The organism is Robinsoniella sp. KNHs210 (genome assembly GCF_000686105.1).
Taxonomy (GTDB): domain Bacteria; phylum Bacillota; class Clostridia; order Lachnospirales; family Lachnospiraceae; genus Robinsoniella; species Robinsoniella peoriensis.
Genome location: NZ_JMLZ01000002.1, coordinates 5,632,650 through 5,649,434, shown reverse-complemented (window position 1 = coordinate 5,649,434; position 16,785 = coordinate 5,632,650). Strand labels below are relative to the sequence as shown.

General features: G+C 40.4%; 13 protein-coding genes, 2 pseudogenes and 1 riboswitch. Of the genes and pseudogenes, 9 read left to right on the top strand and 6 right to left on the bottom strand.

Features of this window, described 5'->3' with window-relative positions; all coding sequences use genetic code 11:
- The first annotated feature begins 608 nt into the window (after positions 1–608).
- Positions 609–793, top strand: a riboswitch (cobalamin riboswitch).
- A 150-nt stretch (positions 794–943) separates the two neighbouring features.
- From CD03_RS0131005 to CD03_RS35430, 6 genes and pseudogenes are all read left to right on the top strand, one after another.
- Entirely contained in the window at positions 944–1,705 is a 762-nt protein-coding gene (locus tag CD03_RS0131005) for an energy-coupling factor ABC transporter permease (protein ID WP_027296940.1), read from the top strand.
- Positions 1,695–2,033, top strand: a complete 339-nt coding sequence (locus tag CD03_RS35445) for an energy-coupling factor ABC transporter substrate-binding protein (protein ID WP_044289789.1) — start codon at positions 1,695–1,697, stop codon at positions 2,031–2,033. The genes CD03_RS0131005 and CD03_RS35445 overlap by 11 nt, the downstream gene beginning before the upstream one ends.
- 45 nt (positions 2,034–2,078) lie before the next feature.
- Entirely contained in the window at positions 2,079–2,864 is a 786-nt protein-coding gene (gene cbiQ / locus CD03_RS0130995) for a cobalt ECF transporter T component CbiQ (RefSeq protein ID WP_027296939.1), read from the top strand.
- 12 nt (positions 2,865–2,876) lie between these two features.
- Positions 2,877–3,476 (top strand): annotated as a pseudogene (locus tag CD03_RS39705) (energy-coupling factor ABC transporter ATP-binding protein); the annotation flags it as partial.
- 264 nt (positions 3,477–3,740) lie between these two features.
- On the top strand, positions 3,741–4,538 hold the full coding sequence (locus CD03_RS39700) for a sirohydrochlorin cobaltochelatase (protein WP_044290518.1): 798 nt from the start codon (positions 3,741–3,743) through the stop codon (positions 4,536–4,538).
- 706 nt (positions 4,539–5,244) lie between these two features.
- Positions 5,245–6,159, top strand: a complete 915-nt coding sequence (locus CD03_RS35430) for a DMT family transporter (protein ID WP_044289788.1) — start codon at positions 5,245–5,247, stop codon at positions 6,157–6,159.
- 16 nt (positions 6,160–6,175) lie between these two features.
- Here the strand turns inward: CD03_RS35430 and CD03_RS0130980 are convergent, their stop codons facing one another.
- From CD03_RS0130980 to CD03_RS0130960, 5 genes are all read right to left on the bottom strand, one after another.
- Entirely contained in the window at positions 6,176–7,978 is a 1,803-nt protein-coding gene (locus tag CD03_RS0130980) for a glycerophosphodiester phosphodiesterase (protein WP_138001429.1), read from the bottom strand.
- Positions 7,979–8,149: 171 nt separating this feature from the next.
- The gene (locus CD03_RS0130975) at positions 8,150–9,133 is read right to left on the bottom strand and encodes an ABC transporter permease (RefSeq protein WP_027296936.1); all 984 of its coding nucleotides are present in this window, start codon (positions 9,131–9,133) and stop codon (positions 8,150–8,152) included.
- A gap of 9 nt (positions 9,134–9,142) precedes the next feature.
- Positions 9,143–10,618: a sugar ABC transporter ATP-binding protein gene (locus CD03_RS0130970; RefSeq protein WP_027296935.1), complete on the bottom strand. Its 1,476-nt coding sequence runs from the start codon at positions 10,616–10,618 to the stop codon at positions 9,143–9,145.
- A gap of 72 nt (positions 10,619–10,690) precedes the next feature.
- Positions 10,691–11,848: a substrate-binding domain-containing protein gene (locus tag CD03_RS35425; RefSeq protein WP_044289787.1), complete on the bottom strand. Its 1,158-nt coding sequence runs from the start codon at positions 11,846–11,848 to the stop codon at positions 10,691–10,693.
- 25 nt (positions 11,849–11,873) lie between these two features.
- A complete protein-coding gene (locus tag CD03_RS0130960; protein WP_197041712.1) occupies positions 11,874–13,100 on the bottom strand; it encodes a uroporphyrinogen decarboxylase family protein in 1,227 nt (408 codons plus the stop codon).
- A gap of 403 nt (positions 13,101–13,503) precedes the next feature.
- Between CD03_RS0130960 and CD03_RS40265 the strand changes: the two are divergent.
- The 3 genes and pseudogenes from CD03_RS40265 to CD03_RS39100 form a co-directional block, all read left to right on the top strand.
- Positions 13,504–13,596: pseudogene (locus tag CD03_RS40265) on the top strand (DUF6783 domain-containing protein); the annotation flags it as partial.
- A gap of 54 nt (positions 13,597–13,650) precedes the next feature.
- Positions 13,651–14,868: an ROK family protein gene (locus CD03_RS0130955; RefSeq protein ID WP_044289786.1), complete on the top strand. Its 1,218-nt coding sequence runs from the start codon at positions 13,651–13,653 to the stop codon at positions 14,866–14,868.
- A 68-nt stretch (positions 14,869–14,936) separates the two neighbouring features.
- Positions 14,937–15,059: a hypothetical protein gene (locus tag CD03_RS39100; RefSeq protein ID WP_255348053.1), complete on the top strand. Its 123-nt coding sequence runs from the start codon at positions 14,937–14,939 to the stop codon at positions 15,057–15,059.
- Between the two features lie 258 nt (positions 15,060–15,317).
- On the opposite strand, the gene CD03_RS0130945 is transcribed toward CD03_RS39100, so the two are convergent.
- Positions 15,318–16,529: an IS110 family transposase gene (locus CD03_RS0130945; protein ID WP_027296931.1), complete on the bottom strand. Its 1,212-nt coding sequence runs from the start codon at positions 16,527–16,529 to the stop codon at positions 15,318–15,320.
- Between the last annotated feature and the right edge of the window lie 256 nt (positions 16,530–16,785).

The following is a 16,785-nucleotide window of genomic DNA, read 5'->3' as shown; positions in this document are numbered from 1 at the left end:
ATTCCGTACCTTTTTCTATATAAAACAGGATACAAAATCCCGTAAAATTCCTCATGGATAAATAGCCGTACAGGAAAACCGGTACGGCCACTTTTTCTTAACCGCCTATCATAAAAATGATAAGCATTTGATTCATCGCTTGTCCCTCCCTTCTGACTTTCAAAATACAGCGGTTATATTTAAGAAAAGCACATCCTGATTTATGAATTAACATACATGCATACAAATATTGTTTTAGAATTGAATTCAATTTTGGCAAATTGGAAATATTCGTAGAGAAATCTACTTGATTTATGATCTTTGACTGCCCTGTGGGCAGGTGATTCGTGGTGTAGGATATGGTTTCTTTCCGCTTGCAGCTTATTATATCACATATTTTTCATAATTGCAATAGTTTTATTTTTATATATCTCATATTGCATATTTATTGTTTGTTCTGCGGTATGTTGCTTTAAGCAGACATATATCCGATAAATAACCATACAACAAAAAGTGGCAGACATTTACTGCGCAGCTTCATCGTATTTTTTCTTCATTTTACTGGCTTTATCTGCCGGAAAAGTCAAGATATTTTATTGACTTTTATAACTGTACATGGTAAAATTTTGTCATAATTGAATATCGACAGGTGCTGCTTTATAAGCAGAGAATAGGAAAGTCGGGTGAAATGCCCGCACGGTCGCGCCGCTGTATAGGAATAGTATTCGTTCATAATGTCACTGTTAGAGAATGGGAAGACGAACTGATATGTTAACGCCTGAGTCAGAAGACCTGCCTGCGATAAGAGATTTACACATAGTTACGAACGATGGCTAGGTGTGCCCAGATTATTTTGTCGATGTCCATAGATATCTATGCCCGTCTTCAAGATTTTCTGACCATACGCCTATCTTCTAAACTAATTTGAAGATCAGGCGATTTTTTTATGTAGGAGGAAAGAAGAATGAGTTTGAAACAAAGAAAACTGGTTGTTTTAGCCGGCGCATTTGCATTAGCTTTTGGTATTGCTCCTGTTGCTAATGCAATGCACATTATGGAGGGGTACCTCGCACCTACATACTGTATTATCTGGGGTGTGTTATGTGTTCCTTTTTTAGTAGCAGGATTTTTTTCCATTAAAAAAACCCTTGCTGAACACCGCAAAGTGTTAGTAATCCTTGCGATTGCAGGCGCATTTGCATTTGTATTATCATCTTTAAAGATTCCATCCGTAACAGGAAGCAGTTCTCATCCAACCGGAACAGGACTGGGAGCTATCTTATTTGGACCAAGCGCTATGAGTATCATTGGTATCATCGTCTTATTATTCCAGGCGATTCTGCTGGCACATGGCGGCCTTACCACATTAGGCGCCAATACTTTTTCTATGGCAATCGCAGGTCCTTTCCTGGCATTTGGTATCTACAAACTGTGCCGGAAGTTTAACGTAAATAAATTGGTATCCGTATTCCTGGCAGCATGCCTTGGAGATTTATTTACTTATATGATTACATCCTTCCAGCTGGCAATTGCGTACCCTTCGGAGGTTGGCGGATTTATGGCTTCCCTTACGAAGTTCATGGGTATTTTCGCTGTTACTCAGGTTCCACTTGCTATTATCGAAGGTATTATTACAGCTGTCGTTATGATTGGTCTGGAATCTTATGCCAAATCTGAATTAACAGATCTTGGTTATTTCAAAGGAGGTGTGGTTAATGGGCGGTAAAGGAAAAACAGTCATTATCCTGCTTTTAATCTGTGTATTGATCGCCGTAGTACCTCTGGCATTAAATAAGGACTCAGAATTCGGCGGTGCTGATGGCGCTGCTGAAGAAGCAATCACTCAGATTGACCCTAATTATCAGCCTTGGGCATCTCCTCTTTTAGAGCCACCGGGCGGAGAAACAGAAAGTCTTCTCTTCTGTCTGCAGGCTGCTCTTGGCGCAGGTGTATTCGGTTATTGCATCGGTATGCTGCGTGAACGCACAAAGCATGCCAAAAAAGAAGAAGAGAGCAAAGGAACTTTGAGTAAAGCAAAAAAGGCCAAAGCTTAAATTACTGGGTTCTCCTAAATACTACATATTGGGAAGGTTAATAAAATGATTATCATCGATAAGCTATGTTATACTTCAAAATTAAGGTACACAAATGCTTCAGTTAAAACAGCTCTTGCAATAATTACACTTCTGTTTTGTGTAATAGATCGTTCGATTGCACTTTCTGTCTGCATTTTATTTGCAATGGGATATCTCACCATACACGTTGGCGGGATATCCCCTTCCCATTATATCAGGCTGATGCGAATACCGCTTATCTTTTTATTTTTAAGCACCATCGCCATTATTATCAACTTTTCAAAAACCCCACTCTCAGCATTTGCTATTCCGGTGGGGAATATCTTTATCACAAGCAGCCGGTCTTCCCTGCTATTTGCGACACAGTTGATTCTTACTGCTTTGGCAAGTGTTTCCTGTTTGTATTTTTTATCCCTTTCCACACCCATTACAGACATTCTGACGGTTTTTCGTAAAATCCATTGTCCTGAACTATTAATAGAGCTGATGCTGCTCATTTACCGGTTTATTTTCGTATTATTAGATATCGCCGACTCCCTGACCTGTGCACAGCGCTCCCGTCTTGGAAATGTAAATTTAAAAACATCCTGCAGATCTATGGGCAACCTGATCTCAGCATTATTTATCCGTGCTTTCAAAAAATCTTCCTTTTTATTTGATGCAATGGAGTCCCGCTGTTATGACGGTACAATCCATGTACTGGAAGAAAATTATCCTGCAAAGAAAAAACATATTATTTATTTGATCGTATTTGAACTGACTTTGATTATCATATCCGTGATACTGCGTATCTGCGGATTACATATATAGAGGAGAAAACTTATGAATGATATTATCCTTAAAGCTGAAAACGTATGTTATGCCTATGAAGATGGCAATCAGGCATTGAAAGGAATCAACCTAGAAATTCGAAAAGGAAGAAAAATCGCATTTATGGGGGCAAATGGTTCCGGTAAATCCACTTTTTTTCTGTGTCTGAACGGCATACACCGCCCGCAAAGCGGAACAATGTACTTCTATGGATCGCCCTATGACTACAGCCGCAAAGGTCTGTTAAGTCTTCGAAGTAAGGTAGGCATCGTATTTCAGGATCCGGATAATCAGCTGTTCTCCGCCAGCGTATACCAGGAAATTTCTTTTGGCATCCTTAATCTAGGTGTTGATGAGCAAACCGCTAAAAAAGAAGTGGAAGAAGTTATTGACCACCTTGAGATCACCCCTTTTCGCAGCAAGCCTACCCATGCGTTAAGTGGCGGACAGAAAAAACAGGTTTCGATTGCAGACATTCTGGTTATGCACCCGGATGTTATTATATTTGACGAACCGGCTGCTGCACTTGACCCCAAACATACGACTCTGGTTAACCAGATCATCGATAAATTAACCAATCAGGGAATTACGGTCATTATTTCCACCCACGATGTGGATTTTGCACTAAAATGGGCTGATGACGTGGTGTTGTTTAAAGATGGTACTGTTTATATGGAAGGCGCTCCGGAAGAAGTCTTCGTCAATAAATCCATCCTTCACCAGACGAATCTGGAACAGCCGGCTGCAATTCAGCTATTTGAAAGCCTATGTAAGAAGGGAGTTCTTCTCCCCTCTCTCCCACTGCCAAAAAGCCTATCCACACTGGAAGGCTATATTGAAAAAATAAGTACAAAACCACACTATGGAGGAACGAAATTGGAAGACACGAACAAAAAACAGGCAATTCTGGTAGTTAGCTTCGGAACCAGCTATGATGAAACCAGGAAAGTAACCATTGATGCTATTGAAAATTCTATCCAGGCTGCTTTTCCGGAATTTAAAATTTACCGTGCCTGGACAAGTAAAATGATTTTAGCGAAGATTAAAAAAAGGGATGGCATCCACATCAACAATGTAAAAGAAGCCATGGAACAGATGAAAGCAGACGGGATTACCGATGTTGTCGTTCAGCCCACTCATGTAATCAACGGAATTGAAAATGATCTGATGCAGGAAGATGCTCTGTCTTACCAGGAATCATTTCATTCCATACGGTTTGGGAATCCGCTTCTTACTACGGAAGAAGATAATCAGACTGTGATACAGGCGATTGCAGGTGAATTCTCTTCTCTTTCCGAAGATGAAGTACTGGTTATGATGGGACACGGAACAACACATTATGCCAATGCTATCTATGCCGCTCTGGATTATGCATTTAAGGATTATGGACATCAAAATATATACCTGGGTACTGTGGAAGCCTATCCTTCCATGTCTTCTATCTTAAAAATGATTGCGGCAAAGAGACCGAAAAAAGTTGTTTTGGCACCATTCATGATCGTGGCAGGTGATCATGCAAGAAATGATATGGCAGGAGATGATCCTGAATCCTGGTACTGCCAGTTAAAAGAAGCCGGCTATACCGTTGAATGTGTATTAAAAGGCCTGGGCGAATATGCAAGTATCCGGGATTTATTTATCAATCATATTATGATGACTTTAAATGAAAAATAGACAAGGTACAATTTGGGTTTAGCTAGGAAAGGGACGCTTTGTAAATGATGGGTAGTGTACAGAAAGATGGGTGTGGGAAACTGGCATGCCACAACCCCGGGGTCCCATCATACTGAGAAAACCAGCTTTGTATCAACGAATGCTATCTCGGAAAGAGAAGGGGGCGGACCAGGACATTGGTTTGGGAGGCGTATAGCAGAGCTGAGCATTTACTTACCTTCCCGGTGTGCTTTTTGGCGGATACAATCCGATGGGAGAAGTACTGCATTGCAAAATGCAGTACTTCTCCCATCGGATTGTAAGCGGGCAGTGAGCTGCAAAATGCATCAGGATTTCGGAGCGAATGCCCGCGTGCCGCCAAAAAGTGCTCCGGGAAGGTTAGGAAATGCCAGTTCTGCGGTAAGCCTTCCAAACCAATGTCCTGGTCCGTCCCCTTCTCTTTCCGTACACTACCTACATCTACAAAGCGTCCCCTTCTCAGCTAAACCCCAACATTGCTTTCTTATCTAAAGGATGTTTTAATTCCCCAGAATTCAGGAGAATTAAAACATCCTTTGTTTATCATTTAGATAGGTACAAATAACAGGGCGGATGCTAAAATTTATATTCCAGACCCTTGTATTCATTGTGCTGCGGTGCTATAATATACATATCCCCCCATAGGGGATATGTATAGAAAGGATGTGCCGATTATGAAAAAAAAAAAATTAAAAAACATATTGCTGTATTAAGCGCAATTGCTGCGGCTGTTCTTTATTCCATAAGTTCTCCGATTTCTAAACTTCTGTTATCAGAAATACCGCCTGCACTCATGGCATCCCTGCTCTATCTGGGCGCCGGGATTGGTATGGCATCCATTAACCTGATTCAGAAAAAGGTTGTTCCCATATCGAAAGACACGCCCTTTATAAAACGGGATTTTCCTTATATTGCAGGTATGATTTTATTAGATATTGCGGCTCCATTTTTATTAATGACGGGGTTGTCGAAAGCCTCCGCCGCCAATGTATCTCTTTTAAATAATTTTGAGATTGTAGCCACTTCCCTGATCGCTTTTACCTTATTCCGGGAAAAAATCACAGGTCGCCTCTGGTTCGGTATCGGATTGATTACTCTCTCCAGCCTGATTTTATCTCTTCCTGAACCGGGAAGCCTTTCTTTCTCCTATAGCTCTCTTTTTGTACTGGGAGCGTGTGTATGCTGGGGATTTGAAAATAATTGTACCCGTATGCTTTCGAAAAACAGCCCACTGAAAGTTGTAATCCTCAAAGGTTTTGGTTCCGGTACAGGTTCGTTACTGCTTTCTTTTCTGCTTCATGAAAATGGTATCCCTGCCCTTTATATTTTCTTCACCCTAATTTTAGGTTTTGTGTCATATGGCTTAAGTATATTCTGCTATGTATATGCCCAAAGAAGCCTGGGAGCGGCAAAAACCAGCGCATATTACTCTATTTCGCCATTTATCGGAGTATTCCTTTCATTGATCATTTTCCGGGAAGTTCCCCATCTGAGCTTTGTATTGGCTTTCCTGGTTATGGCTGCCGGTACATACTATACTTCTACCGATGCAAAAGAAAGCCGTTTCCGGAAGTTCTCGCTCCACAGCATTTCTGTGAAGTAAGAACTTCGATCTGTTTTTATTCCTGTTTACCTAATACTTTATCTACTATTCCATCTAACATCAGATCCTGTCCCCTGGTATCTAAGACGTAGCTTGCCAGGTACTGGTTGTCGGTTATAATACCATCCACTCCCATATCTACATATTTTCGAATAGATTTTTCGTTATTTAGCGTCCATACATAGATTGGCTTTCCAGAGTCTTTTAAACGGTTGATCAGACTTCTTGTTACAAACGTTGCTTCCAGACTGAATACATCTGCTTCCTTTATATTTTCAATTTTTCCATAAGCAACTGCAGATATGGAACCTGTTTTTATTTCCGGTGCAATCTCTTTTACTTTTTTCAGTATTTTTCGGTCCATGGAGACTATCATACATTGCTCCTGATACTGGTATTGCCGGATGAGGTTAACCGTACTCTGTTCCAGATTTTGTTCATGTCCCGAACTTTTCAGTTCAATCATTAACTTAATTTTGGTTCCCGCTTCCTGTATCATTTCTTCTAGAGTGGGGATTTTTTCTCCTTTATAGCGGTAGGCAGTACGGATTCCTGCATCATACTGCCTGACTTCATCCAGATTGACTTCCCATACATTTTTCTTAACGCCGGTTGTACGTTCAAAATTAGAATCATGCATAATTACTAACTCTCCGTCTTTCGTTTCCTGGACATCAATCTCAGCATAATCTGCCTTACTATCGATGGATTCTCTCAGCGCAGCAAGGGTATTTTCCGGAGCAAACATAGCCCCCCCACGATGGGCAACTATGTCAACATGTGCCTTATCATCCCGGAGCATGGCAACGCTTACCGCATATGGTGTGTTATCAATGTACATTCCCAGAATCAGAAATACCATGACAAGAATGACTACCTTTTTTAACAGCCTCTGTAAAATATGTTTGTCATCTTTACTGCGCTCAACAGGCTCGCACTCACTTAGCTCATAATAATACACGGATATAAAGCCCAGATTACAGACAGCCAGGCCAATGGTGCTAAGAACAATTCCAAGTCCGCTCCAAACTGTTAAATTAAACCAGAAATAATCTCTTGCTTCTAACCCGGTGTGGAAGAACCTGGCAGCCGCCAAAAGGATTGCAATTACAGCTGCCGCTACAATAATTTCGAAGGCAATGTAAAGTATATTCCAAATAATAAACGAAAAGATTGGGCGTATAAATTTTTTCCTTGTTTTTCGAACGCTTTCTTTGCATCCGCCAAAGAAACTTTTATTTTCAAGTACAACCTCGTGCAGGCTGAATATCAGCCTAAATACAATTATCACCACAACCAGCATGACGATCAGAAATACAACATTTAATACTTTATTTTCCAAAATGAAATCCAGAATAAACCCCGGTATCTCAAATCCCTGAAAAGGCCCCGATGTAAAAGGGATTCCCGCAAGGGGCATAAACAATATTACAAATACCAGCAATGGAAGGTTGAAAGGTTTAAAGACTACAAACGCCTTTTTCATTGACTGAAAAAGCAGTCCCCGCACTTTGACCGGATCATCTCTTCTGCTGTGTTCAAAATAAATGATAATTCCTGTTATTTCCATATATATAAAGAATGCAAGTAAAAACAGCAAAAACAGAAGTCCTAATATAAGGATTGGAGCTGAAAACAGACGTCCTACATTATCCATGGTAATATAATATAAATTCGCCCGGGACATGAGTTCTTCTAACCCATCCTGGAGAATAACCAGCCCTGTCATCCAAATCATTTTATAAATCGCCTCAAATAGCAGCAATGTTGTCCAATCCCAGCGTATTAGTTGTATTATTTTTTTAAACTTTTGAATCATAAGAGCTCCTATCCACCAGAACATTTTAAAATATGTTTCCCATAATATCATAATTTGTCATTTTCGCAAAGGACATAAAAATAACTGGCATACCCGATAATCAAAGTACACCAGTTAGTATTCCATTTTTATGGACATAAACACCTGCTAAATGAAAGTTATTATATATTTTTACGCTTCACCTGATCTGTTAAACTGTATTGCATTTACTAATACTGCACCTAAGATTAAACCGCCTCTTACAATATACTGGATATATTCACTTACGTTCATAAGAGTCATTCCATTTAATAAGATTCCAAGAAAAATGATACCCACAAAGGTTCCTCTTACCTTGCCGATTCCTCCATTCATGCTGGCTCCGCCAATGATTACGGATGCAATGACATCCATCTCCCATCCTTTTCCAAAGTTATGTGCCGCTGACATTACCTGGGAAGAACACATAATTCCGCCCAGCGCCGCCAATACCTGTACTCCGACCATTACGAGAATTTTCACTTTTTTTACATTGATGCCTGAAAGTCTTGCTGATTCCGGATTCCCGCCAACCGCATATACAGACCTACCAAATGTGGTATAAGACATAATGATATGTACAACAATAAATATGAAAATCAAAATGATTGCCGGTACCGGCACAGGACCTATTGATCCGGCTCCTAAAACATTATACCACGCCGGAAGAGACGTTAATGGAAAACCTTTTGACAGAAGCGCTGCAACTCCGTACAGGACGTTCATCATCGCCAGCGTAATGATGAATGTAGGTATGTTAAATCTGGTTCTCAAATAGCCATTAAACACCCCTACCAGAGCAGCTATAATAATTGCCAGAATCATCCCTGCGATGACTCCATATGCCAGCGGCATGATCCCGAGTGCTTCCAATTTTCCTGCAGTCAGTGCCGTTATAATTCCCGACAGCGCCACCGTAGATGAAATGGACAGATCTATTTCCCCGCAGATTATAACCATCGTCATTCCAAATGCAATTACACCTTTTAAAGCTGAACTTCTCAGAATTCCAAGTAAGTTAGAACTGGTAAAAAAGCCTGTCGCTGTGAATGCAATGATGATCGTAATAATTAACAGTACTACTTCCATCACATTGGACTTTAAGATTTTTTTAATATCAACACTTTTTGTTTTCATATTGACCTCCTAGCCCATACACAACGCATATAATTCTTCCGCAGTCACGTTTTCTGGGTATACTTCATTTATGATTTTTCCCTCATACATAATTAAAATTCTGTGACAGACCTCCAGTAGTTCTTCCAGTTCTGAAGATACCATAATACTGGATACACCTTTTCGTGACTGTTCCCAGATAATCTGGAAGATCTGCTGTTTTGCATTTACGTCAATTCCTCTGGAGGGCTCATCGAAAAACATAATCTTAGGATTTGTATTCAGCCAGTTTCCCACAACAACTTTTTGCTGGTTTCCTCCGGACAGAGACAATACCGGAAGCTGTACATCGGGAACTTTAATCTGTAATCCTTCAATCTGCCTGCTGACATATTCCTTTTCTTTGTTTCTCTGGATAAATTTGTGTTTGCCCAGATAATCAATGCTGGCTACACACAGATTTCCATAAACGGACATGATCTGAACCAGTCCTTCCTTTTTCCTGTCTTCCGGAGTTAATGCAAATCCTTTATTTCTCATCTTTACCGGATTTGGATTTTTGATTTCTTCTCCATAAAACTCAATTCTGCCGGAGTCAAAAGGATCTGCCCCAAAGATTGATTTTAACAGTTCTGTCCTGCCTGCTCCCAACATCCCGGCTATTCCCAGAATTTCATTTTCTTTGACGGAAAAGGATATATCGGAAAACACATTCTTTCTTGTTAGTCCCTGGATTTTCAGAATATCTTTTTTCCCCGCTACCAGATCCTGCGGCCTTGTCTTGATTTCTACATTTCCGAACATCATCTTTACCAGTTCTTTATGGCTGGTATCTTTCATGACTGTTTTTCCGATAAATATACCATCCCGCAGAACGGTACAGGTGTCGGCTATCTGCCACAGCTCCTGGAGTCTGTGCGATATGTAAATGATAATGACATCTTTCTCTTTGAGTCTCCGTATCATATCAAATAACAGCGTGATTTCATGATTTGCCAGTGATGATGTAGGCTCGTCCAACATTAGCACTTTGGGACTCGAGCTCATTGCTTTTACAATTTCAACCATCTGGCACTGCCACAAACTCAGGTTTGCCACCATTTCTTTTGGGGATATATCTACTTTTAAATCTTCCAAAACTGCCTGGGCACGCTTATACGTTTCTTTCCAGTCGATAAACTTCCCTTTCATAGGAAGCCTTCCCATTAAAATATTTTCGGCTACCGAGAGCCCCGGGATCAGACTTAATTCCTGATAAACAGTCGCAATTCCCTTGCTGAAGGCTTCCTGCGGAGAACTGAGCTTTAGCTTCTCATCATCTAAATAAAAATTTCCCTTTGTGGGTTCTACCGCTCCTGAGAAAACTTTTACTAACGTAGACTTTCCGGATCCGTTTTTACCTATAAATGCATGAACCTTTCCGCTTTCAAAAGATACTGTCACATCGTTAAGTGCCACTGTTCCAGGGTAAACCTTTGTTATATTTTCTGCTTTCAAAACACTCATGGTTTCACCTCTCATTTTCCAGGGCTGCCATAGAGCATATCTTACAATATGCTCCAACGGCAGCCCCAAAGCCTATTTACCTGTCTTCTCAGCCAGATCTTTTTCAAAAGCCTGTACAGCAGGAATATCATCCCTGGTTAAAACAATACCCGGTACTACAACTTCTTTTCCGTAAGAAGCCTCTTCGCCCATAATGGCCTTAATCAAAACCTCCATTGTATTATATCCGATAGTATACGGATCCTGACCCGTAACACACTGCAGAATGTTATCGTCAGACTGAATAAATGCTGCCTGCTGTTCTGCCGCATCGGTACCAAAGACAACGGTAGTTCCTGCTTTTCCAGCATTTTTCACAGCCATAGTGGCCCCGATTGTGCCTCCGTCATTTGCAGCCCAGATCATATCAATTCCGCCTTTTGATTCGTTTGCAGTCAGAATATCCCCCACTACCTGGATTGCCGTGTCCTGAAGCCATGCATCCTGATCCGCTACAATTTCCACATCCAGTCCTTCTAACTGGTCAACAAATCCGGTTCTTCTAGCCGTGGACTGTTCCGGAAGTAATGATTTGTATTCTACGATGGCAATCTTGGCTTTTCCGCCCAGTTTTTCTTCAATATATTTTCTTGCTTCTTTTCCCGTTAATTCTCCTAAGTTATAATTATCCGATGTAAACCCGCCGCATACAAAGGGAGCATCTTTAAGCTGAGTATTTCCTACTGCAATTTCCAGACCTTTTTCATTTGCCATTTTAAGAGTCTGAATGGATGAAGTTTCATTCAGCGGCGAGATTGCAATACCGTCAATTCCCTGGGTTACATAGGTATTAATTAATTCTGCCTCTTTTGCCTGGTCGTTATTGGTATTACTAAGCATACAGGTTACTCCATAATGATCTGCCGCTGCCTGATACCCCATTTGCATCAGCATCATAAACTGGTCTTCCTGAAATACAACCCCCGCTACTTTAATATCTTTTGGATCTTTCTTTGCTTCTTTTGCTGCTGACTGGTCTGTTTCTTTTGCCGCTGTTTCAGCATCATTCGCTTCTGTCCCGTCTGCCTTTGATTCTGTTTTTGTTTCTGTTTTTGTTTCTGTTTTCGCTTCTGTTTCCTTAACGGATTCCTTTTGAGTTGCTGTGGTTTCAGCTGCCCCGCTTCCACATGCTGCTAATGATAATGTCATCCCCAATGCCATCATAACTGCTAATAATTTTTTTACCTTCATCCCGTATTCCTCCGCAATTTAATTTTTAATTGAATACATTTCCGTGTTCTTTCCGGTATTTCTGTGCCGCATCATATATTGCAAGTATTTTTTCAGGCGGTACATTTGCCTGCAGATTGTGCACCTGGTTAAAAACGTAGCCGTTCTTTCTTGAAAATATCTGTATTAACTTTTTCACTTCTGCCTGTATCTCTTCCACCGTTCCATAATTACACGTTACCTGGGTATTCGCTCCTCCGCCCCAAAATACCAGATCGTCGCCAAACCGGTCCACCAGAGTCTCGGGATCCATTCCTTTTGCCGCAATCTGAATAGGATTGAGTATCTGCACACCAGCATCGATTAAGTCCGGTATCAATTCTAAAATTGCACCGCAGCTATGTAGAAATACCTTAACTTCAGGATAATTCTCTCTGATATAACTAAATATTTTCTTGTGATAAGGTTTAATCATTTCCCTATAAACTTCTTTGGAAATCAAAGTGGATTCCTGTGAACCGAGATCATCCCCAAACTGTATGATCTGAATATATTTATGAACTCTGGGCATGAGTTTCTTCAGGCTCTCAATGTAAGAGTCAGATAACCTCTCTAAGTAGGTATGTACTAATTCCGGTTCTGCTAAGAGATTCATAAAGAAATTTTCAAATCCAAAATCTGTTTCTCCGGCCTCTAAGATATTTCCTCCGAATTCCATTAAAACGGCTCTGTCCGTATTCTCGAAAGCTTCTTTTGCCTTTTGTTCCATATAGCAGATCTCTTCTTCCGTAATGACTGGAAATGTATAATTTTCCAAATCTTCTACATCTTCAGCAGACTCTAACGGATGACAGGTCTGATCGAAATAAAATCCTTCTCTTGGCATTTTTGCCAATACTTTTCCTTCCCTTTGTATCGTTAGTTCTCCGTTTTCCATTGGTATCGGATGATAGTCTTCCGGTACCATACATTTGATCCCCCTTCCATTATCTCCTTCTTTCCACCTGTCAATTTTCACCCCAAATGCTGAAGCCAGGCGGTGTACCTGAACCACATCTGCTCCCAGCCTGTCCAGGATCTCTTTCTCCGGTTCTGCCAACTGTTGAAAGACATCATATAATTTTGTAGTGGTTGTATCCAGGCCCAGATGCTCTTTTAGACTTTGATATGCCCATATACTGATACCGGTAGATCTCATGGCACCAAAATCAATTGGAATAACATCTGCTTTTTGGTGGTTCAGTGCCGCAATTATTCTTTCCCGCGAATTCATTATTTTAACCTCCCTGCTTTTTCTTAATAGTATCACCGTTGTATTAATTAATCAAGTCATTTTTCTTTTATGTAATCATTTTGTATGTATTTTACAATATTATAAATCATATTATATGCAATTATCACAATTATAATTTCATGATAATATATTGGTTTTACATATATTCGAATATCTGTTAAACTCATTTTATATTAAAACAATTTTTATAGATTATGATTATTGTGAAATTTGAAAAGATTGAGGATAAACTGATGAAATTCACCATGCTTCATTGTGAATTCTATCTTTATGGACTACGAGAGCGTGTTTTAAAATTTCTTTCTGACAGCTGCGCTCACACTTTGCGGGAGATTCGTTCCAAAGGAAGAGCTCATAGGCGGGCTATTGAATTTGAAGCTAATATACCGGGAAGTGGGGCGTAGAAATGACAGGAATGAATTTTAAAACAGGCACTAATAAAAGGTATATACTGATTTACATCTTTCAGTTATAATTAGATTTATATAAATTGATTATGACCATATTAATTTTTAAGAAGGAGAATTTTATGGATACCATAGGATCTAATGCACAAGATTTGAAAGCAAGTAACCGTATGTTGGTTTTAAAAATAATAGCGACTCATTATGGACTCTCCAGAACCCAGCTTGCTTCTATCACTGGACTGTCCAAAATGTCCATCAGCAATATCGTATCGGAATTAATCTCTTCAGATTATATATCAGAATTTGAAAATCAAAAAGAGGCTACCTCTTCCGGCCGAAAACCTCTTTCCCTGAAGCTGTCCGAGCATTCCCCATGTATCTGCGGAATGCTGATCGAGCGGGATTTTCTTCAGATCGCACTGGGGGATTTAAGCGGAACCCTTATCCTGCCTCCTGTTAATGTCCCTCTGGACAGTAATGTCCTTAGCAGCGATGAGGTTATCCAATATCTCTATCAGGCATTTGTAACGTTAAAAGACAGTACCAGTCGCAATATCATTGCTATTGGCATCTCCTCTATCGGCCCTCTGGATAGTAAAAATGGCTTAATTCTAAGACCGCCGTTTTTTCACAATATTGAGATTATGCCGATTATCTCTGAGATGACTAAATTAACAGAGATCCCGACTTATCTGATGAATGAATCCAATGCAGGTGCCCTGGCTGAAAAATTATATGGAGATGCCTCCTCCGTTGCCAATTTTTTATACCTGCATATTACCAATGGAATTGGGGCGGGAGTTGTTCTGGACAATAAATTATATGATGGAGAATTTGGGCAGAATGGGGGGCTTGGACATACTTCCATTAACTTTGCAGGCCCCAGATGTGAATGCGGAAATGCCGGCTGCTTAGAGCTTTATGCTAATATAAAGCAGCTTCGTTATCGAATACAGGAGTTAAAATACTTATATCCCGGATCTCCCCTTACACCTTTAAGTGCTCCCTCCTGGATACAAATACTGGATGCAGCGAACACGAAAGATACACTTGCCATCCTGGCATTAGATCAATTCAGCACCTACATTGCCCAGGCAATCACCAATACCTTGAATATTTTAGATCTTTCTACCATTATCATCGACTATCCGTTTAACGTACCCGGCAGTATAATGGAAAACCTGTTAGCACAAAAGCTTGCTATTTTAAGACCCCAGCCTTTTTATCACAGCATAAAGGTACAAAAATCAACTTTTATTGGAAAAGCGTCTCTGATTGGGTCTATCTCAATCGTAGCAGATAAAATTTTTCATTTTGAACTGCCTCTCTGCTTTTCCTAGAACTACAGCGAACAGATTCATCTTAAATTGGGGGTTAGCTGATTATGACGCTTTATAAATGATAGGTAGTGTACAGAAAGATGGGGGTGGGAAACTGGCATGGGCTCCGTCAGCTGGCCGCAGAACTGGTATTTTCTAACCTTTCCGAAGCGCTTTTTGGCGGCACGCGGGCATTCGCTCCGAAATCCTGATGCATTTCGCAGCTCACTGCCCGCTTAGTATCCGATGGGAGAAGTACTGCATTGTGCTATGCAGTACTAGTCGAATACTATCCGCCAAAAAACACTTCGAAATTCCGTTCTCAAGTTACCTTCCCCTTTCGGCAGCACGATCATCTAACCCATTAAAAGGGGCTGTCCTGAAAACGTAACTCCTGACAGTTCCATAACAAGCATTACAATAAAGCCTACCGATTCTGGTGGGCTTTTACCTTTGTAGAGTCAAATACCTTATTCAATTACGACCTTTACTCCCAGCCGCTCTAACGAACGGACATTTCTTTGTATTATTTTCTCATGATTACAAGTGTCATAATAACCGCATCCAAGTTCCCTGTAAGGCTGTAAGTCTTTTAATATATGATAGATTGCAACGAGCATAGAATGGGCAATTGCAATTAGAGCTCTTTTTCCTCCTCGACGTGAGGCAATTCGTTGATAACGTGAGTAGAAATAACTCTTTTTATTTCGAATTGCAGATCGTGCGCATTCAACAAGTACTGATTTTACATGTTGGTTCCCCTTACGTATCCGAGTGCTCATCTTTTTTCCTGCACTTTCTTTACATTCAGGCACTAAACCCGCCCAAGAACTAAAGTTGGATTGACTTTTAAACTGATTCATTTCGATTCCTGTTTCCGCAAGCAACCGTTCCGCACTTTTTTTGCCTACTCCAGGTATCTCATCTAATAATTGAATCTGCTTATTCATTGGTTTTGTTTTTTCCTCTATGTCAGAATCTATATCTTCAATTATTTTAGACAAAGTTTCTATATGCTCTAACTGGTGTTTCAGCATCAACTGCTGGTGTGAATGGATGCTGCCACGTAGTGCCCGTTGTAGTTCTGTACATTTGTTGCGTGCCTTTCCTTCTGCTAACTGACTTAGGACATAAGGATCTGTCTCCCCAGAAACAATAGCTTTTAAGATAGCAATGCTACTTTTTCCACTGACATCCGTAAGTACAGAGCTTAACTTTAAATTACATCCTTCTAAAACGGTTTGGATTCGGTTCAGTTCTCGTGCACGCTCTTCAATCAATTCTTGACGATAGCGTGTTATTTCACGGAGTTCTCGTTGCTCCCGGTTTGGAATGAAACTTGCTTTCACTAAACCATGACGGACTAAATCAGCAATCCATTCAGCATCTTTCACATCTGTCTTGCGACCTGGAACGCCTTTTATATGCTGGGCATTCACAACAATAACTGGAATGTGCTCCTCTTCAAAGATGTTATATACAGGCTTCCAGTAACTACCTGTACTTTCCATAGCAGCCATTTCACAATCAACTTCTTTTAACCACTGCGTTAACTGTAAAATATCATCAGTCATTGTACCAAACTGACGAATTTCTTTTTTTCTGACACTTATAAAAACACAGGCTACTAACATATTTTTATGAATGTCAATTCCACAACACCGCTTATACAGTACTTCCATAAATATACCTCCTCGATATAGTATAAGCCGATGCAACCTCTTCCATAAATGTTGGCTGTCCTGCGTCCTCATCAAAAAACGATGGAAACAATAAGTGGTACACTAAGAGGTTGAAGATCAGTCTGTCGCACGGGCTTGATAGCACCAGTCCCCTTACAACTTTATCGGCACCTTTAGTATACCACGATATAGAGCAAAGCCAATATCCAGTTTTCATTTATTGTGGTGAGATTCTCTCATGATTGTCTGTCGGTTA